The organism is Nonomuraea cavernae, assembly GCF_014646355.1.
Taxonomy (GTDB): domain Bacteria; phylum Actinomycetota; class Actinomycetes; order Streptosporangiales; family Streptosporangiaceae; genus Nonomuraea; species Nonomuraea cavernae.
Map to the genome: position 1 here is coordinate 200,593 of NZ_BMNH01000002.1, position 17,348 is coordinate 217,940.

21 protein-coding genes and 1 pseudogene are annotated in these 17,348 nt (G+C 72.4%); 12 read left to right on the forward strand and 10 right to left on the reverse strand.

All coding sequences use genetic code 11. The features are described from left to right. Positions 1–108 precede the first annotated feature (108 nt). The 5 genes from IEY82_RS05185 (at position 109) to IEY82_RS05205 (ending at position 3,668) form a co-directional block, all read left to right on the forward strand. Positions 109–1,308: a sensor histidine kinase gene (locus tag IEY82_RS05185; RefSeq protein WP_189122812.1), complete on the forward strand. Its 1,200-nt coding sequence runs from the start codon at positions 109–111 to the stop codon at positions 1,306–1,308. Beyond that, positions 1,305–1,970: a response regulator gene (locus IEY82_RS05190; RefSeq protein ID WP_189122813.1), complete on the forward strand. Its 666-nt coding sequence runs from the start codon at positions 1,305–1,307 to the stop codon at positions 1,968–1,970. Before IEY82_RS05185 ends, IEY82_RS05190 begins: the two co-directional genes overlap by 4 nt. Positions 1,971–2,037: 67 nt before the next feature. Next, positions 2,038–2,625, forward strand: coding sequence for a winged helix-turn-helix domain-containing protein (locus IEY82_RS05195; protein WP_189122814.1), 588 nt, complete (start codon positions 2,038–2,040; stop codon positions 2,623–2,625). Between the two features lie 16 nt (positions 2,626–2,641). Further along, the gene (locus IEY82_RS05200) at positions 2,642–2,845 is read left to right on the forward strand and encodes a hypothetical protein (RefSeq protein ID WP_189122815.1); all 204 of its coding nucleotides are present in this window, start codon (positions 2,642–2,644) and stop codon (positions 2,843–2,845) included. 49 nt (positions 2,846–2,894) lie between these two features. Then, positions 2,895–3,668, forward strand: coding sequence for a TetR/AcrR family transcriptional regulator C-terminal domain-containing protein (locus IEY82_RS05205; RefSeq protein WP_443686081.1), 774 nt, complete (start codon positions 2,895–2,897; stop codon positions 3,666–3,668). Positions 3,669–3,736: 68 nt separating this feature from the next. Here the strand turns inward: IEY82_RS05205 and IEY82_RS05210 are convergent, their stop codons facing one another. Next, positions 3,737–4,261, reverse strand: coding sequence for a hypothetical protein (locus IEY82_RS05210; RefSeq protein ID WP_189122817.1), 525 nt, complete (start codon positions 4,259–4,261; stop codon positions 3,737–3,739). Between the two features lie 302 nt (positions 4,262–4,563). On the opposite strand from IEY82_RS05210, the gene IEY82_RS05215 reads away from it, so the two are divergent. Both IEY82_RS05215 and IEY82_RS05220 read left to right on the forward strand, forming a co-directional pair. Further along, positions 4,564–5,058, forward strand: coding sequence for a SigE family RNA polymerase sigma factor (locus IEY82_RS05215; protein ID WP_189122818.1), 495 nt, complete (start codon positions 4,564–4,566; stop codon positions 5,056–5,058). Further along, complete coding sequence (locus IEY82_RS05220; RefSeq protein WP_189122819.1) at positions 5,055–6,143, forward strand: hypothetical protein; 1,089 nt, start codon at positions 5,055–5,057, stop codon at positions 6,141–6,143. The genes IEY82_RS05215 and IEY82_RS05220 overlap by 4 nt, the downstream gene beginning before the upstream one ends. A 59-nt stretch (positions 6,144–6,202) precedes the next feature. Here IEY82_RS05220 and IEY82_RS05225 read toward each other — a convergent pair whose 3' ends face one another. Then, on the reverse strand, positions 6,203–6,589 hold the full coding sequence (locus IEY82_RS05225) for a MerR family transcriptional regulator (protein ID WP_189122820.1): 387 nt from the start codon (positions 6,587–6,589) through the stop codon (positions 6,203–6,205). A gap of 58 nt (positions 6,590–6,647) precedes the next feature. On the opposite strand from IEY82_RS05225, the gene IEY82_RS05230 reads away from it, so the two are divergent. Then, positions 6,648–7,847 carry an MFS transporter gene (locus IEY82_RS05230; protein ID WP_189122821.1) on the forward strand — a complete coding sequence of 400 codons (1,200 nt, stop codon included), beginning with the start codon at positions 6,648–6,650 and terminating at the stop codon, positions 7,845–7,847. On the opposite strand, the gene IEY82_RS05235 is transcribed toward IEY82_RS05230, so the two are convergent. The 3 genes from IEY82_RS05235 to IEY82_RS05245 form a co-directional block, all read right to left on the reverse strand. Next, positions 7,833–8,225, reverse strand: coding sequence for a DUF4180 domain-containing protein (locus IEY82_RS05235; RefSeq protein ID WP_189122822.1), 393 nt, complete (start codon positions 8,223–8,225; stop codon positions 7,833–7,835). The two genes, IEY82_RS05230 and IEY82_RS05235, sit on opposite strands and share 15 nt — an antisense overlap. After that, positions 8,222–8,626: a helix-turn-helix domain-containing protein gene (locus IEY82_RS05240; protein WP_189122823.1), complete on the reverse strand. Its 405-nt coding sequence runs from the start codon at positions 8,624–8,626 to the stop codon at positions 8,222–8,224. Before IEY82_RS05240 ends, IEY82_RS05235 begins: the two co-directional genes overlap by 4 nt. 124 nt (positions 8,627–8,750) lie before the next feature. Beyond that, positions 8,751–9,665: an alpha/beta hydrolase family protein gene (locus IEY82_RS05245; RefSeq protein ID WP_189123119.1), complete on the reverse strand. Its 915-nt coding sequence runs from the start codon at positions 9,663–9,665 to the stop codon at positions 8,751–8,753. A 278-nt stretch (positions 9,666–9,943) separates the two neighbouring features. Here IEY82_RS05245 and IEY82_RS05250 point away from each other — a divergent pair, with 278 nt between their 5' ends. Continuing rightward, complete coding sequence (locus tag IEY82_RS05250; RefSeq protein ID WP_189122824.1) at positions 9,944–10,531, forward strand: TetR/AcrR family transcriptional regulator; 588 nt, start codon at positions 9,944–9,946, stop codon at positions 10,529–10,531. A gap of 19 nt (positions 10,532–10,550) precedes the next feature. On the opposite strand, the gene IEY82_RS05255 is transcribed toward IEY82_RS05250, so the two are convergent. After that, complete coding sequence (locus IEY82_RS05255; protein ID WP_189122825.1) at positions 10,551–11,783, reverse strand: RNA polymerase sigma factor; 1,233 nt, start codon at positions 11,781–11,783, stop codon at positions 10,551–10,553. Further along, positions 11,783–12,130 (reverse strand): YciI family protein, encoded by a 348-nt coding sequence (locus IEY82_RS05260; RefSeq protein WP_189122826.1) that lies wholly within the window; start codon positions 12,128–12,130, stop codon positions 11,783–11,785. The genes IEY82_RS05255 and IEY82_RS05260 overlap by 1 nt, the downstream gene beginning before the upstream one ends. A 168-nt stretch (positions 12,131–12,298) precedes the next feature. Here IEY82_RS05260 and add point away from each other — a divergent pair, with 168 nt between their 5' ends. Both add and IEY82_RS05270 read left to right on the forward strand, forming a co-directional pair. After that, positions 12,299–13,237 (forward strand): adenosine deaminase, encoded by a 939-nt coding sequence (gene add / locus IEY82_RS05265; protein ID WP_189122827.1) that lies wholly within the window; start codon positions 12,299–12,301, stop codon positions 13,235–13,237. Positions 13,238–13,258: 21 nt separating this feature from the next. Beyond that, the gene (locus IEY82_RS05270) at positions 13,259–13,408 is read left to right on the forward strand and encodes a hypothetical protein (protein ID WP_189122828.1); all 150 of its coding nucleotides are present in this window, start codon (positions 13,259–13,261) and stop codon (positions 13,406–13,408) included. Here the strand turns inward: IEY82_RS05270 and IEY82_RS05275 are convergent. Both IEY82_RS05275 and IEY82_RS05280 read right to left on the reverse strand, forming a co-directional pair. Further along, positions 13,386–14,510 carry a winged helix DNA-binding domain-containing protein gene (locus tag IEY82_RS05275; RefSeq protein WP_225262265.1) on the reverse strand — a complete coding sequence of 375 codons (1,125 nt, stop codon included), beginning with the start codon at positions 14,508–14,510 and terminating at the stop codon, positions 13,386–13,388. The two genes, IEY82_RS05270 and IEY82_RS05275, sit on opposite strands and share 23 nt — an antisense overlap. Before the next feature lie 60 nt (positions 14,511–14,570). Continuing rightward, positions 14,571–15,476: pseudogene (locus tag IEY82_RS05280) on the reverse strand (RNA polymerase sigma factor); the annotation flags it as partial. A gap of 274 nt (positions 15,477–15,750) precedes the next feature. On the opposite strand from IEY82_RS05280, the gene IEY82_RS40535 reads away from it, so the two are divergent. Continuing rightward, a complete protein-coding gene (locus tag IEY82_RS40535) occupies positions 15,751–15,855 on the forward strand; it encodes an Rv1352/Rv1906c domain-containing protein (protein WP_506336431.1) in 105 nt (34 codons plus the stop codon). Here the strand turns inward: IEY82_RS40535 and IEY82_RS05285 are convergent. After that, positions 15,839–17,257 (reverse strand): WS/DGAT/MGAT family O-acyltransferase, encoded by a 1,419-nt coding sequence (locus tag IEY82_RS05285; protein ID WP_189122829.1) that lies wholly within the window; start codon positions 17,255–17,257, stop codon positions 15,839–15,841. The genes IEY82_RS40535 and IEY82_RS05285 overlap by 17 nt on opposite strands. Positions 17,258–17,348: the final 91 nt, after the last annotated feature.

Here is a 17,348-nt window from a genome sequence, read left to right on the forward strand (position 1 = left end):
GGACTACCCGGCCGGGCGTAGGCCCGGCGCGGATACCTCGCCGGGAGTAGTCCAGGGATCCGACCTTGTGCGGAGGACCGTGATCGAATCAGGCTCTACTGTTCGGGGATGAGCTCTGAGCGCATGGCCGACGTGGCGCTCGCGCTGGTGGTCGCCGTCCTGCTGGAGATCGGCGCGCTGTCGCTGCCCGGGGTACGGCCACTCGACCATCTGGTCATCGTGGCGGGTTCGCTGGCGCTGGTCGCCTGGCGGACCGCGCCGCTGGTGGCGCTGACCGTGGCCACGGCGTGCATGCTGGTCCACTCGTCGCGGCTGGATCCGGGCCCTTCGGCGGCCTTTCCGTTGCTGGTGGCGGTGTTCGCCGCCACCCGCAACGGTCACCGGCTGCCCGCCGCGGCGGCCGGGGCGGTGTTCCTCGGTGTGTGGCTGGCCGATGACCTGGCCGGAGCCGCGGGCGGGCCCGCGCAGCCGCTCGTCGAGCGTACGGTCCTGCTCCTGGGCTGGTTCCTGGCGGCCGGGGTGGCGGGCACCGTGTCCCGGCACCGGCGGGCCTACCTGCGTCAGGCCGAGGAACGGGCCGCCGAGGCCGAGCGCACCCGCGAGGAGACGGCGCTGCGGCGCGCCGGGGAGGAACGGCTGCGCATCGCGAGAGAGCTGCACGACTCGCTCACGCACAGCATCTCGATCATCAAGGTGCAGGCCGGGGTGGCCGTGCACCTGGCCCGCAAGCGGGGCGAGGAGGTGCCCGAGGCGCTGTCGGCCATCCAGGAGGCCGCCGGCGAGGCCATGCGCGAGCTGCGCGCGACCCTGGAGGTGCTGCGCGACTCGGCCGGCGATCCGCCGGGCAGCGGGCTGGACCGGCTCGACGAGCTGGTGCGGCGGGCCCGCGCCGCGGGACTGCCCGCCAGCGTGACCGTCGACGGCCGCCCGGAGGCGCTGCCCGCCGAGGTCGACCGGGCCGCCTACCGGATCGTCCAGGAGGCGCTGACCAACGTGGCCAGGCACGCCGGGCCGGCGTCCGCGTCGGTGCGCATCGGCTGCGCCGGCGGCCATCTGGTCGTGCAGGTCGACGACGACGGCCGGGCCGGCCCGCAGGGCGCGCCCGAGCCGGGGGTGGGGCTGCGGGGCATGCGAGAGCGCGTCGCCGCGCTCGGCGGGCGGCTGCGGGCCGGGCCGCGTCCCGGCGGCGGCTTCACCGTCCGCGCCGAACTCCCCCTCGCTGAAACTCCCGGCGCCGAAACTCCCGGCGCCGAAACTCTCGACGCTGAAACTCCCGACGCCGCTCCCCCTCTGGAGGAGAGCCGGTGATCCGCGTGCTGCTCGCCGACGACCAGGCGCTCATCCGCGCCGGGTTCCGCGCCCTGCTGAGCGCGGAGGACGACATCGAGGTGGTGGCCGAGGCCGCCGACGGCGAGCAGGCCGTCGCCCTGGCCCTGCGGCACCTGCCCGACGTGGCGCTCGTCGACGTGCAGATGCCGGTGATGGGCGGCATCGAGGCGACCCGGCGCATCGCCGCCGACGAGCGGCTGAGCGGGGTGCACGTGGTGATCCTCACCAACTACGGCCTCGACGAGTACGTCCTCGACGCCCTGCGGGCGGGGGCGGGCGGCTTCCTGGTCAAGGACACCGAGCCCGCCGACCTGCTCCAGGGGGTGCGCGTCGCGGCTCGGGGCGACGCGCTGCTCTCCCCCGCGATCACCCGCCGGCTGATCTCCGAGTACGTCGCCCGCCGCCCCGAGCCGTTCCCCGTCGGCCTGGAGATCCTCACCAACCGGGAGCGCGAGGTGGTGGCGCTGGTCGCGCGCGGGCTGTCCAACGACGAGATCGCCGCCCACATGGTGATCAGCCCGACCACGGCCAAGACGCACGTCAGCCGGGCCATGACCAAGCTGGGAGCCCGCGACCGCGCCCAGCTCGTGGTCCTGGCGTACGAGTCCGGGCTGGTCACTCCCCGCGGCCCGCTCACCTGAGGGGATAGGCAAGTTTTTTTTCGCAAATTATATTGCGCAATTTTTCCTTCGCTTCTACGGTGAACACATGGCCGAATCCCGGACGACCCGGCGCATCGACGATCTCGGCGAGCTCAAGGCGTTCGCCCATCCGCTGCGCCTGAAGCTCTACCGGGCGCTCGTCGTGGCCCGCACGGCGACCGCCTCGCAGCTGGCCGACCAGGTCGACGAGGCCGTCTCCCTGGTCAGCTACCACCTGCGCAAGCTCGCCGCCCTGGGCCTCATCGAGGAGGCCGAGCCGCAGAGCGGCGACGGCCGCGAGCGCTGGTGGCAGGTGGCCTACCAGCAGCTCAACGTGACGACCAGCGCGCACGACGCGCCGGAGACCGCGGCGGCGCGCCTCGCGCTGACCCGCGTCGCCTTCCGCCAGCAGCGCGAGATGCACGACGCCTACCTCGACGTGCAGTCGACCTGGGAGCCGCAGTGGCAGGAGGCCGCCATCGGCTCCGAGTACCTGACCGAGATGACCGCCGCGGAGCTGCGTGAGCTGAGCCAGGAGATGCACGCCCTCATCCAGAAGTGGCAGACCCGGGGGCGGGCGGCCCTGGAGGCGGGCGACACCGAGGGCCGCGAGCACGTCGCCCTCCACCTGTACGGATTCCCGTTCAGGACCTGACGTGAGGAGGAAGCGCATGGATCCCGGCATGCACCTGTACATCGACCGGTTCCGCGCCCAGGAGCTGCGCGAGGAGGCCGCGCGCCGGCGCCTGGCGCGCGGGCACGAGCCTCCGCCCGCCTGGTCGGCCGGCGCCCACGCCCTCGGCTGGCTGCTGGTGGAGCTCGGGTTGCGCCTGGTGCGCGTGCCGGGCCCGGCGGGGCATCACCCCTATCCTTAGCCGGTGAACGGACTCCCGAGACGGTGGACAGACGAGGAGCGGCATCTTGGTGGTCTTCGCCGGGCAGGGTGACGCGCGCCGGTCCATGGCCCTGCTGTGGGACGCCGGCGACTCCCCCGAGGCGCGCCCGGGGCCCAAGCCCGGTCTCAGCGTCGAGCGCATCGTGGACGCGGCGATCGCGGTCGCCGACGCCGAGGGCATGGCGGCGCTGTCCATGCGGGCCGTGGGCGAGCGGCTCGGCCGCTCGGCGATGGCCCTCTACACGTACGTGCCCGGCAAGGGCGAGCTGGTCGACCTCATGTACGACCGGGCGCTGGGCGAGCTGCCGACCCGCTACGACCTGACGGCGGGCTGGCGGGCGGCGCTGACCGCGTGGGCCGAGGACACCTGTGCCTGCTACCTGCGCCACCCGTGGCTGCTGCTGGTGTCGCAGGCGCGCCCGGTGCTGGGCCCCAACGAGTACCTCACGCTGGAGACCCTGCTGGGCGTCCTGCGCGAGACCGGGCTCGACCGCGACGTGCTGCGCCGCGTGGTGGGCACGCTGTTCCACTTCGTACGCGGCGCGGCGCAGACGATCGCCGAGGCCCGCCAGGCGGAGGCCGCGACGGGGGTGTCCGACGACGCGTGGTGGCTCGACCGGTCCGGCACGCTGAAGGAGGCCGCGCCCGACTTCGCGGCCCGGTTCCCCAACGTCACCTGGCTGGAGGCCGCCGCCGCCGCGCCGCGCTCAGACGACGAGAGCGGCCCCTACCTGGAGCGCGAGGCCAGGAAGACGTTCCACGGCGGCCTGGCGATCATCCTCGACGGCATCGAGGCCGCCTGACGCGGTCCGCCGGCACAGAATGCGACGCCCACCTCCGTGGCCGGAGGTGGGCGTCGCGGTCGTGGCCGCTACTTCAGCCAGGCGGTGCGCCGGACGATCGGCAGGTTGCCCAGGCCGAGCGTGGTGCCGGCGCCGGCCAGGGCCAGGCCGACCATCACGATCGCGTAGATGATGTGGTCGTCCATGAAGGGGTTGGTGGTCAGGGGCAGGGCCGCGGCCCACATCATGACCATCAGGAGGCTGCCGGTGGCGGCGGCGATCCGCAGGCCGACGCCGAGGACGAGCGCGGTGCCGATGCCGAGCAGGCCGATCATGAACAGCCAGTCCACCCAGACCTGTCCGGCCAGCGAGCCGAAGAAGCCGCCGAGCGCGTTCTCACCGGTGCCCTTGAGGAAGCCGGTCGTCGGGCTGCCACCCGCGACCCAGGCCCGCTCGGCGGGAGTGGCGAATCCCCAGCCGAAGGTCTTGTCCAGGAACGCCCACAGGAAGATCCAGCCGAGCGAGATCCGGGTGATCGCCCAGACGTAGTCGGCGGGGCGGCGGCTGGTGATGGCACCGGTCTCCGTGGCGGGGGTGTGGACCATGGTGGCCATGACTGCTTCCTCTCCTTGGGGGGCGTTCTGCTCGCACCCCAAGTACATCGTTTCGGGCCCCCCTTGATCAGGGCCACAGGACCCCGCCGCGCCGGGACCTTGGTCACTTCAGGGTCCCGGTAGCGGTGAAGAAATCTCCCATCCGGCCCGGTGTGCTCATTTCTGGCCAAGATGGTCGGCACGGCTCGCAAGGGCGTCTCCGACCTGCTGCGGGCCGGCGTGGTGGGAGCCCGAACCCCTGTCTGCTGGGGACTACGTTAGGCATTCCAACCTGGAGCCCCTCGCCGGAGTTGATTCGATACATGGACCGTTACGAGGGGTTCCATGAGTTCGTACGCACACGTCAGCAGTCGCTGATGCGGACGGCGTATCTGCTCACCGGGAACCCCCATCTCGCTGAGGACCTGCTGCAGACGGTCCTCACCCGTGTCGCTTCGCACTGGACGAAGCTCGCCAAGGGCGGCAATCCCGAGGCCTACGCCCGTAAGGCTCTGGTGAATCAGACCATCTCGTGGCGCAGGCGCAAGCAGGTCGAGTTACCGGCGGCCGAGCTGCCGGAGCCGGCCGAGCCGGGGCAGCCACACGACGAGGCGACCGTGCGCCGTCTCGTCCTGCGCCACGCGCTGGCGAAGCTCACGCCGAAGCAGCGGGCCGTGATCGTGCTGCGCTTCTACGAGGACCGCTCAGAGCACGAGACCGCGCAGCTCATGGGCGTCTCGATCGGCACCGTCAAGAGCCAGACCAGCTACGCGCTGTCCAAGCTGCGCGCGCTCGCCCCGAAGGAGGTGTACCGATGAATCGCACGTTGCGCGAGGACCTGCACGCGCTGGCCGAGCAGGCGCCCACCGTCGATCTGGCGGCACAGGCGGTGCGGGGGGCGCGCAGGAGGCGCGCCGCCCGGCGGGCCGTGGTAGCCGCCGCCGTGACCTGCCTGGTCGCGCTCGGCGGCGGAGCCATACTGCCGCAGGTGCGGCCGACGCCCCCGATCGTGCTCGTACCGCCGGAGACCAAGGCCCTCCCGTTGCCCGCGAAAGGAGTCGGGCCGGTGGAGCAGGCCTTCCGGCCGCGCTGCGTCGGTAGCTCGTGCACCGGCAGTCCTTGGCAGATCGTGACGCGCCAGGGCGACACCTACCGGCTGGGCAAGGAAGCGACCGGGCCGCTGGAGGTCACGGCAGACGGCCGCAGGATCGCGTACTACAGCTCGAAGCATCGCGGCATCGTCGTACGCGATCTGGCGAGCGGCAAGACGTGGCAGGCGCCGCTGAAGCAGCCCGCGGAAGACTTCGTGGTTGAGTACGCGCTGCGGCTGTCGCCTAACGGGCTGCGGTTCGTCGTCTCGGGGTGGGGCGGCCGGCGGGAGCCGAACAAGCTGGTGGACGTGGAGCGCGGGACGGTGACCAACCTCAAGCGGGGATGGTGGCCGGTGAGCGTGTCGGACGGTTCGGGACCCGTCGTGCTGGCCAAGCCATACGACATGACCAGCCAGGTGTGGGTGCTCGGCCATGACCCGATCACCATCCGGGACTTCACGTACTACTACAGCAGCCTCGCACCTGACGGGCAGACGCTCGCCCGGCTGGGACAGACCGTCGACCGGGATCGGCGACCGATGGTGCAGCGGGACGGGTCTCTCGTGACCTTCAGTGCGACGCAGGCCGATCGGGAGAGCCGTACCTCGATCTCCGGGCTGCCGGAAGGGTTCCATCCCTCGAGGCTCGGGAGCTGGTTGAACGCCACAGAGGTAACCTTGCTGGCCGTCCCCGAGTCTCCCGGCGGGACTGCGCCGGTGGTCTACGCGGTGGATGTGCGGACGGGCAAGAGCAGGGAGCTGTTCGCGGTGCGCAAGAACGGCCTGAACGTGGTGCCGGGGCTGGTGCGCTGAGCGCGGCGATGCGACACAGAATCCGGCCCGCGCACGCCCGTGTTTCGGCGGCGGCGCGGCTACCGCACCGAGGGCGGCGCCGGGTCGCCGTCCCGTTGGACGGCGGCGAGGTAGGCGAGGATGGCGTCGCGGTTGCGGCTCAGGCACTCGACGCGCTGCGTGATCCGATCGGCCTCCTCCTTCAGCAGCGCGGCGACCTCGTCGCTCAGACAGCCCGGGTGGATCTCGCCGGGCCGGTCGAGGAAGGGCAGGATCCTGCGGATGATCTCCGTGGTGAGGCCGGAGTCGAGCAGCCCCCGGATCTGCTGGACCCGGTGGACCGCGGCGGCGTCGTACAGGCGGTAGCCGTTGGCGGCCCTCTCGGGATGCAGCAGGTCCTGCTCCTCGTAGTAGCGCAGCATCCTGGCCGGCACGCCGGTGCGCCGGGAAAGCTGGCCGATGCGCATGAACACCCCGTCCGGAGGATTTGCCTTCACATCGATGTGAAGGTTTGACCATGGTCGCATGCCTGTCGCCTCCACCCCGCCCGCCCCCGCCGCCGCCGCCGAGACCGCCAAGCTGCCGCTGGGCGGGCTGCTGGCCCTGTTCGCCGCCGCGTTCACCGCGGTGATGACCGAGTTGCTCCCGGCCGGGCTGCTGCCCCAGATGAGCCAGGCCCTTGGCGTGCCGCAGGGCGCCGTCGGGTTTCTGGTGACCGGCTACGCCGTCGCCTCGTTCCTGGCCGCGATCCCGGTCACCGCGGCGCTGCGCGGCCTGCGCCGCCGCCCGGTGCTGGCCGGTCTGCTGACCGGCTTCGCGCTGCTGAACGCCGTCACCGCCCTGTCGTCGTCCTACCCGCTGACGTTCGGGGCCCGGGTGCTGGCCGGCGTCATGGGCGGCACGCTGTGGGCGATGCTCGTCGGCTACGCGGCGCGCATGGTCGCTCCGGAGCGGCGTGGCCGGGCCATCGCCATCGTCTCGGCCGGCATCACGGTCGCGCTCTGCCTGGGCATCCCGGCCGGCACCGCGCTGGCCACCGCCGCCGGTTGGCGGGCCGCGTTCGCCGTTCTGGCCGCCGGGGCGCTCGTCCTGGTGGCCTGGGTGTGCTGGAAGGTGCCCGACTTTCCCGGCGAGCCCGCCGCCGAGCGGCTGCCGCTGCGCCGCGTGACCACGCTGCCCGGCATCCGGACCGTCCTGGCCGTCACCCTGGTCGTGCTGCTGGCCCACCAGGCGGTCTACACCTACCTCGCGCCGCTCGCGGACGGCGTCGCGCGGACGAGCGTGGTGCTGCTCGTCTTCGGCGTCGCCACGGTGGCCGGCGTCTGGGTCACCGGCGTCCTGGTGGACCGGCGGCCACGGGCGACGCTGCTGGCCGCGCTCGTCCTGGTCGCGGCCGCGATGCTCGCCCTGGGCTTGGCCGGGCGCTCCGCCGCGGTGCTGCTCGTGGCGGCCGCCCTGTGGGGAGCCGCCTTCGGCGGGGCGCCGACCCTGCTGCAGTCGGCCCTGATCGGCGCCTCCGGTCCGGCCAACGCGGACGTGGCCACCTCTCTGCAGACCACCGTCTACAACGCCGGCATCGCGGCCGGCTCGCTGACCGGTGGCGTCGTGCTGGAGACGGCCGGCGCGGGGGCCCTGCCGTGGACCGCGCTCCCCCTGGCCGCCGCCGCGCTCGTCGTCGCCGCCACGCGCCGGCACGCCTTCCCCACGGCCTCACCGGCCGGGTGAGCGCTCCTCCAGCCGGCGGCCCAGCTCGTCCAGGTCGTCGACGAACCAGATCTGGGCGCCCCGGTTGGACTCGCGCACCCAGTCCTGGAGGGCGGTGCTGGCGGCGGTGTGGCGGGATATGTCGCCCACGATGGCCACGCCGATCCGGTAGTTGGCGAACTTCTGCACGAGGTCGCCGGCGACCCGGGTACGCAGCCGGTAGAAGTCGTCGTGCAGCCGCCCGGCCGGGATGGCGACCCAGCGGGCACCCTGGTGGCCGGCCTCGCCGATGAGGTCGAGGGCGTCCCTCTCCTCGCGCAGGGGTGTCCCCTCCGGCTCGCAGAGGAGGACCTGCCCGTACGTGAGCCGGGCGGGCGGGTCGTCGGGCGGTGTGTTCACAGCTGTTCCCTCGTCAACGCGTCGATGATCCTGAGCAACTGGGCGCCCGGCTCCAGGTCTCCCAGGATGATGATCTTCAGATGGGCGCGGTCCTCGTCGTACACGACCTGGACGTTCAGTCGCTGCGGGCCGCTCGTGACGGAACCGATGACCATGGTGCTCAGCCGGTCCATCTCGGCCCGGCCGATCCCGTCGATCTGCACGATGGAGGACGCCTCCACGTGACGGCCGGGCTCCGGCGACTCCGGGAGCCCGGCGAACGCCTCCAGCTCCTGACGGGCGATCCGGTAGCGCCTGCCGACCTTGACCGCCTTGAGCCGCCCGTCACGTATGTACGCGCGGACGGTCTTGACGTGCAGGCCCAGCCGCTCGGCCGCCTGATCAACGGTGTATTGCTCCATAACATTCCCTAGTATGGCGCATTGAGGGAATCTAAGGGAAGTTCGCATGACATGGAGTCGTCGTCACCCTTCCGGCCCCCTTCGACGATCGGCGGCGCGCCGCCGATCGTCGCTCTGTCGAGCCTCACCTGGAGTCGATGCGCCCCAGCGGCTCGGCGCTCTCCGCCAAGGCCGTGCGCGCCGCCGGCCAGCTGGAGTCCTCGGGGTCGAGCGCGGAGCGAAGGTAGGCCGAGGTGAGCCGCTGGATCAGGGCGACCCGTCCGGGGTTCTCGTCCGTCGTCTCCGTGACGGCGTGGCCGGGGATCCCGCCGAGCGAGTGTTCGGCGCCGAACAGAGTGAGCAGGCTCTTGCCTCCCGGGCTCAGGACGTACGGGTCGGTGAACCAGTCCGCCCCCCTGACGGACAGGGGCGATCGGTCCCGGTCCCCCGCGACCACGAGGGCCGGCGTGGTCATGGTGGCGAAGCCCGGATTCATGAAGGGGAAGTGCTCGGCCGCGAACGGAGTCAGGTCGGCACCGCCCAGGCCGGGCAGAGCGAGCAGCACACCCGCCTTGATCCGGGGGTCGGACAGGTCCTCTCCCGCTCCGCCGTCGGGATCGAGGACCCGCGCGCCCAGCAGCACGCTCGCCGTCTGGGCGCCCCAGGAGTGTCCGGCCGCGGCGATGCGGCTCCGATCCAGGCGCCCGCCGAGGCCGGGAACGGAGGCTTCGACGAGATCGAGCCGGTCGAGGACGCGCTTCAGGTCCTCGACCCGGAACCGCCAGATCAGGGGGGTACGGGGGTCGTCAGGAGGAAGGTTCAGCGTCCTCGAGTCGAGATGGGTGGGTTGGATCACCACGAAGCCGTGGGCGGCCCAGAAGTCGGCCAACGGGCCGTAGCCGTCCATCGACCAGCCGAAGCCGTGCGAGAACACGATGATCGGCAAGTCGTGGCCGTGGGCGGGCGCGGACACGCGTACCCGCAGATCCTCACCGCGGCCGGGGGCCGGCAGCACGACCGGCTTCGCCGAGATGATCGGAGCGGGCGCGCTCGTGACCATGTCCGGGATCGCCAAGGCTGATTCGCTCACAGGTAGACCTCTCTCACGGTTGACGGGGTCGGCGGGTGACGCGGCGCGGGTCGTCGCCGAGCGGCGTCACGGCCAGGTGATGACAGGCCGTTCCGCTCCGGCGTCACGGCCGATCCGCCGGCGGGAGCGTCGTCCGGGGTGGTCGACGGGCCCCCGCTCTGGCATCATGAGTAAGCGGAACGTTGTCCCGTTTGACGATATGGGACGCTGTCCCGTTTAGCAAGCCCGGCACTGGAGGGAACGACGCGATGAACGACGGCGACCGAGGCTCAGGGCGCGCCGCCCGGCCCAAACGGGCGGACGCCCGGCGCAACGAGGAGACCCTGCTCGACGCGGCCGCCTCGATCTTCGTCAGGTCAGGTGTGGAAGCCCCGATCCGCGACATCGCGGCCGAGGCCGGCGTCGGGACGGCCACCATCTACCGCCACTTCCCGACCCGGGCGGATCTCATCATCGCCGTCTACCGGCATCAGGTCGAAGCCTGCGCCGAGGCCGGTCCGGCCCTGCTGGCGTCCAGCGCGACCCCTTACGCCGCGCTGGGGCGCTGGATCAACCTGTTCGTCGACTTCCTGGCCACCAAGCACGGACTCGCCGCCGTGCTGCAGTCGGACAACACCGGCTTCGAGACGTTGCACGCCTACTTTCTCGACCGCCTCGTTCCCGTGTGCGCCCGGCTGCTCGACGCGGCGGCCGGTTCTGGCGAGATCCGCTCCGACCTGGAGGCCTACGAGCTCATGCGCGGCATCGGAAACCTCTGCATCGGCGCCGAGCACGATCCCCGCTACGACGCACGCCGCCTGGTCGCACTCGTCATCGCAGGACTGCGCCTCCCCTGAGAAGCGGATCGGGAGGCCCTCACGACAGGCGGGCGGCCCGGCCCTCCAGGTAGCGCTGCTCGGGCAGGCTGGTGGTGAGCCGGGCGGCCTCGCGGTAGCCGGCCACGGCCGCGTCCACGTCGCCGGCCATCTCCAGCAGGTGGGCGCGCACCGACGCCAGCCGGTGGTGCCCGGAGATCCGCGCGTCGCCGGCCAGGCCGTCGAGCAGGTCGAGCCCGGCCCGGGGCCCGCGCACCATGGCGACGGCGACCGCGTGGTTGAGCCTGACGACCGGGTTGTCGTCCAGCCCGGCCAGCACCCCGTACAGGGCGAGGATCTGCCGCCAGTCGGTGTCCTCGGCCTTCGCCGCCTCGTCGTGCACGGCCGCGATCGCCGCCTGCACCTGGTAGGGCCCGACGGGCGAGGTGGACAGCGCCTCGGTGACGAGCGCGACCCCCTCGGCGATGGCCTGCCCGTCCCACAGCGCGCGGTCCTGCTCGGCGAGCGGGATCAGCCGCCCGCCGGGGCCGGTGCGGGCGGGGCGGCGCGCGTCGGTGAGCAGCATGAGCGCCAGCAGCCCGGCCACCTCACCGTCGGCGGGCAGCAGCCGCCGCAGGGCCCGGGCCAGCCGGATCGCCTCGCGGGTCAGCTCGGTGCGGTGCAGCTCGGGCCCGCTCGTGGCGGTGTAGCCCTCGTTGAAGATCAGATACAGCACGTGCAGCACGACCCGCAGCCGGTCGGCCCGCTCAGGCTCGGGCGGCAGCCGGAACGGCACGCCGGTCGCCTTGACCCGCTGCTTGGCCCGGCTGATGCGCTGTGCCATGGTCGCCTCCGGCACCAGGAACGCGCTGGCGATCTGCGCCGTCGTCAGACCGCCGACGGCTCGCAGGGTGAGCGCCAGCTGCGAGGCCCGCGACAGCGCCGGATGGCAGCACAGGAACAGCAGGGTCAGCGTGTCGTCCAGGTCGGAGGCCCGCTCGTCACCGGGCGCGGGCAGCACCGACTCGTCGGCGGGCACGCGGGCCGCTGCCGTCTCCTCCCTGCGCCGGCGGGCGTGCTCGCTGCGCACCAGGTCGGTCATCCTGCGACCGGCGACCGTGATCAGCCAGGCCCGCGGGCTGTCGGGCAGCCCCCGCTCGGGCCACTGCACGGCCGCGTCGAGCAGCGCCTCCTGCACGGCGTCCTCGCACGCGTCGAACTGGCCGAAGCGGCGGACGAGGACGCCGAGCACCTGAGGCGCCAGCTCGCGCAGCAGTCGCTCGATGGTGTTCATCAGGCGTCGGTGATGATCGGCCGCACCTCCATCGCGCACAGCCGCGCGTCCGGCCAGCGGGCCGCGATCTCGATGGCCCGCTCGACGCTGTCGCAGTCGACGATCAGATAGCCGGCCAGGTGCTCCTTCGTCTCCAGGAACGGCCCGTCGGTGACGGCGGGCGCGCCGTCACGCACCCGCACCGTCCTGGAGCTCGCAGGTTCGGCCAGCGCCTGCCCGCCGACCCACTCGCCCGACTCGCTCAGCTCCTTCATCAGCGCGTCGACCTCGGCCATCACCGCGTCGACGCTGCCCGCGACCGCCTCCTGGGAGGCGGGGTTGCTGTAGATCAGCAGCATGTACTTCATCAGGTCTCCTTAGCCGGTCTGTTCCTTGGCCGTGCACGGGGAGGTCGGCGCCGTCATCGGCTTCTCGACGTCCCGGGCCTGCCATTTTCTCCTCTTCTTCCGGCGGCTCGTCCCTCACGTCCGAAACGGAGGTGCGCGTGGCGCTCCCGGCTCTCTAGGTTTGAGTACGTGAGAGACATCGCTCAGCTGCCCAAGGCGCACCTGCACGTCCACCTGGAGGCGACCGTACGGCCCGAGACCGTGCGCGAGCTGGGCGGGCCGCCCGAGCCGGAGGGGCCGTTCGCGAGCTTCCGCGAGTTCGCCGACCAGCGGGCCCGGGTGCGCGAGCGGCTGCGCACGGCGGAGCACTTCCGGCGGGTGGCGCTGGAGTTCTGCGAGGACGAGGCCGCGCAGGGCACCCGCTACGCGGAGGTGACGTTCACCGCCGCCTCCCACGGCGAGCGGCTCGGGGCGCTGGAGATGCCGCTGGAGGCGGTCCTCGACGGTCTGGCCGAGGGGGCGAAGTACGGGATCGAGTGCCGGGTGCTGCTCGACCACTCGCGGCGGCGCTCCACCGAGCGGCTCTGGCGCACGCTGAAGCTGGCGACCCGCTACGAGGCGGTGGCCGGCATCGGCCTGGCCGGCGACGAGAGCCACCCGATGGCGCCGTTCGCCGAGGTGCTCGACGCGGCCAGGGACACCGGCCTGCACCTCGTGCACCACGCCGGCGAGGCGGCGGGGGCGGCCAGCATCCGCGAGGCGCTCACGCTCGGCCACGCCGAGCGGCTCGGCCACGGCATCCGCGTCCTCGACGACGACACGCTGGTGGACGAGGTCCGGGAGCGCCGGATTCCGCTGGAGGTCTGCCCGACCTCCAATGTCCTGCTGGGGTTCGTCCCTTCGCTGCGCGAGCATCCGCTGCCGCGCCTGCACGCCGCCGGGCTGGTCGTCACGGTCAACACCGACGGCGAGACGGCGCTGGCCGCCGAATACACCCGGTTGCGCGAGGTGTTCGGGTACGACGACGCGGAGCTGGCCGGGTTCGCGCGGGCCTCGATCGACGCGTCGTTCGCCGACGAGGCGGTCAAGGCGCGGCTCCGGGCCGAGGTCGACCGCTGGCTCGACTGACGCCTCCTTTTGCGGGGATTCGTGGTCAATACGGCGGAGTTCTGGGGCCTGTTCGCGCTGCCCGCCGACGCCACCACGCTGAAGGTCGAGACCGCCACCTTCCGCGAGCTGGAAGTGCCCGTCCACCGAGCCCGGCGGGCCGGGCCCGTCAGGCGTGGGCGCCCACGGTGACGGGGCCGATGGTCAGCTCCGGCTCGCCTTCCAGGATCTCGCCGACCCGGGCCACCTGCTCGTCGAGCTCGCGCAGCCGGGCCGAGGTGAGGGTGCGCAGCGGCTCGACGGTGACGCGGATCTTCCGGCCGGAGCGGCGCTGGTGCCAGACGCCCGCCACCGTGCCGTCGACCAGCAGCACCGGGAAGTTGCCCGCCTGGCCGCCCGCCAGCGCCCGCGCCGCCGCCGCGCCCGGGTAGAGCAGCTCACGCGGCCTGCCGGCCACGACGTAGGCGTCGAAGTACGGCAGCAGCCGCACGCCACGCGGCGGGTCGCCGGGCACGCCGGTGTCACCGGCCACGACCCAGGCGGGCTCGCCCTCGAACAGGACCTCCTCCAGGTCCGCCGACTCGAACAGCCGCGCAGCCCACGTTTTCGGCGCCCCGAGCCACTGGGCGAACTGCCCGGGCGTGGCGGGGCCGTAGGCCGTCAGATAGCGCCTGACGAGCTCGGTCCTTCCGTCGACCGGCTGGAACCCGTCCGGCGGGCGGGTGTAGGTGACCTTGCGCCCGCGCGCGGGCCCGAAGACGAACGCGCCCCGGTGCGCCGCGATGGCCATCGCCTGCCGCCAGCGCGGCCACATGGTCTGAAAGGCGGGCATGACGAGGTCTCCGGCCCAGGAGCCCGTGGCGCCGACGACCGCGTCGCCCAGCTCCTCGATGGTCAGCGCGTCGCCGTCGAGCACGGCGCGGATCGCCTCGACCACCTCGTCGGCCTGCGCGGGCGTCAGCCTCACATCCTCGGGGAAGGGGTTTCGCTGCACCGGCAACCGCGACATCGCACCCACCCACATCGGCAGGTCACGGGCGGCCAGCACATGCACGGTGCCGCGCGGGCCGTGCGTCTTGACCAGGCTGCGTTCGTCCCACAGCGCCTCGCGCACCCCGGTCCGGGTGACGCCGTCGAGGCGTGATCCGATCGACAGCTCGGCCGCCGACATGACCTGGGCGTGCGCCCCGCACATGGCGCTGACCATGTCGGCCGGAGTGCCGCCTGCCGGGGAGTCCAGCCCCTGCCGCGCCAGCCGCCTCGCGCTGACCTCGGGCCATGACAACTTGATCACATCGTCCTCCTGGGTGGTCGCACCCACGCTAGAGGGCGATGCGGAAAGGTTCGTTCCGCGTCAGCCGAGGTAGTCGCGCAGGGCCATCGCGCGCGACGGGTGACGCAGCTTGGACATGGTCTTGGCCTCGATCTGCCGGATCCGCTCGCGGGTCACGCCGTAGACGCGGCCGATCTCGTCGAGCGTCATCGGCTTGCCGTCCCGGAGGCCGTACCTCATGGAGATCACGCCCGCCTCGCGCTCGGTGAGCTCGTCGAGCAACGAGCGCAGTTGCTGCTGCAGCAGCGTGAAGGAGACCGCCTCCGCCGGGGAGACGGCCTCGGTGTCCTCGATGAGGTCGCCGAACTCGCTGTCACCCTGCTCACCGAGCGGGGTGTGCAGGGAGATCGGCTCGCGGCCGTAGGCCTGCACCTCGGCGACCCGCTCCGGTGGCAGGTCGGCCTCGACGGCGATCTCCTCGGGCGTGGGCTCGCGGCCGAGCTCGGACTGCAGGCGGCGCTGCACCCTGGCGACCTTGTTGATCAGCTCCACCATGTGGACCGGGATGCGGATGGTGCGCGCCTGGTCGGCCATGGCCCTGGTGATGGCCTGCTTGATCCACCAGGTGGCGTAGGTGGAGAACTTGAAGCCGAGGCGGTAGTCGAACTTCTCGATGGTGCGGATGAGGCCCAGGTTTCCTTCCTGGATCAGGTCCAGGAAGAGCATGCCGCGGCCGGTGTAGCGCTTGGCGATCGAGACCACCAGCCGCAGGTTGGCCTCCAGCATGCGTTGCTTGGCCCGCGCCCCCTCCTCGGCGATCCACACGAGATCGTCGCGCAGCTCACGGGACAGGTCGGGCTCGGTGTCCAGGCGCTCGGCCGCGAACAGCCCGGCCTCGATGCGCTTGGCCAGCTCGATCTCCTGCTCGGCCGAGAGCAGCGGCACCCGGCCGATCTCCTTCAGATAGGTCTTGACCGAGTCGGTGCTCATGGCTGGAGAGCCGTCGCCGCCGACCTCGTCAAGCTCGAGAACCTCTGCTGCTTGGGACAAGACACCCTCCTCGCAGGCCTGCTCCTAAGCTACCCAACGGTTCGCGCTGCTCGGGTCGGACGAGATCACGATCTTCGGGCCGCGACGGCTGAGACCATCCTGACCGGCTTGTTCCCTCCGAGACGACCACCTACCCTCGCGCCCCCGCAGGGCCTGTCTCCACCGGGATCCGGTAGGCCCGGTTCCCACCGCCGGGCTGCCCGCCGACCTGATCGAGTCCGGCAGGACCCACGGTCCGGTGACGGTCACCGTCCACCCCACGGACCGCGGGTTCGCGACCGGCGGTTGCGAGGAGTGGGTCAAGGTTCCGCGTTGAGCAGTTCGTCGAGCGCGTCCCTCAGGTAGCCGGTCAGCTCCCAGGCGTCGGGCACCATGGCCCGGTCGGTGACGACGCCGATGTCGAGCGAGCCGTCGTAGGAGAAGGCGGTGATGTTCACCCCGCCGCTCACGTCGGTGATCACCGAGACCGGGTAGTGGGCGAGCAGCCGGGCCCCGCACACGTACAACGGCAGCTGCGGCCCGGGCACGTTGGAGACGGCCACGTTGACGGGCGGCGCGGTCTGTCCGAGCAGCCCGAACGCCGACCTCGAGGCCAGCCCCATGAGCGCGGCCGGCATCGACTCGCTGAGCTCGCTCAGCCACGGCGCCGGGGCGAGCGCGAACCTCTCCTTGATCCGCCGCATGGCGTGGCTCACCTGGCGCAGCCGCGCGAGCGGATCGTCCAGGTGCACGCCCAGCGGCGCGGTCATGAACGACACCTGGTTGCCGGGGCCCTCGATCCCGGTGGCCCGCAGCGAGAACGGCACCCCGGCCACCAGCGGCCGGCGCGGAACGCCGCCGTGCGCCGCCAGCCAGAGGCGCAGGGCGCCGGCGCACACGGCCATGACGACGTCGTTGACCGTCACCTCGTGCGCCTTGCGGACCTGCTTGATCTCGCCCAGCGGCAGGGAGACGAACGCGAAGCGGCGGTGCTCGGAGACGGGCCCGCTGAACGGCGTCCGCGGCGCGGGCAGCGAGGGCAGCCCGGGCGCCCGTCCCGCCCCGGCCAGCCTGCGGGCCAGCCCGGACACCGTGCCGCTGCCCGGGATCCGGGACACGACGGGGATCTCGTCCAGATGGGGCACCGCGCGGGCGGCGAACCGCACGGCCTGCGCCGGGTTGCCGGCGAGCCGGGCCAGACCGCGGGCGAGCATCTCCGCCAGCCCCGGCGGGGGCGGGTCGTGCTCGGGCGGCTCGGCGGGCGGCGGCTTGGGCACCGGGCCGGTGTCGAGCAGCGCGGCCAGCACGTCGGCGCCGCCGATCCCGTCGACGGCCGCGTGATGGATCTTGGTGTAGAGACCCGTGTGCCCGCCGGCCAGGCCGTGGATCAGGTAGATCTCCCACAGCGGCCGGCCGCGGTCGAGGCGGCGGGAGTGCAACCGGGAGACCTGCTCGGCCAGCTGCGCGTCGTCACCCGGCGACGGCAGGCCGAGCTCGCGCACGTGGTAGTCGAGGTCGAGATCGTCCTCCTGCGCCCAGTAGGGGTGGTCCAGGCCGAGCGGGACGCGGGCGAGCCTGCGGCGCAGCGCCGGCACGTACGGCAGCCGGGCCTCCAGCAGGGCCAGCAGGCCGGCACGGTCGAGCTCGCCTTCGACGATCCCCAGCCCCGCGATGTTGGCGATGTTGGTGGCCGTCTCGAACTGGAGGAACTGCGCGTCCAGGGCGGTCAGCTGCGGCATGACTCACACCTCCGACCCCGAACAAATCAGACTCCGCCCACCACTTCAAGGGAACGGGCACGCGTGTCCCGCTTCACCTGATTGAGGACAC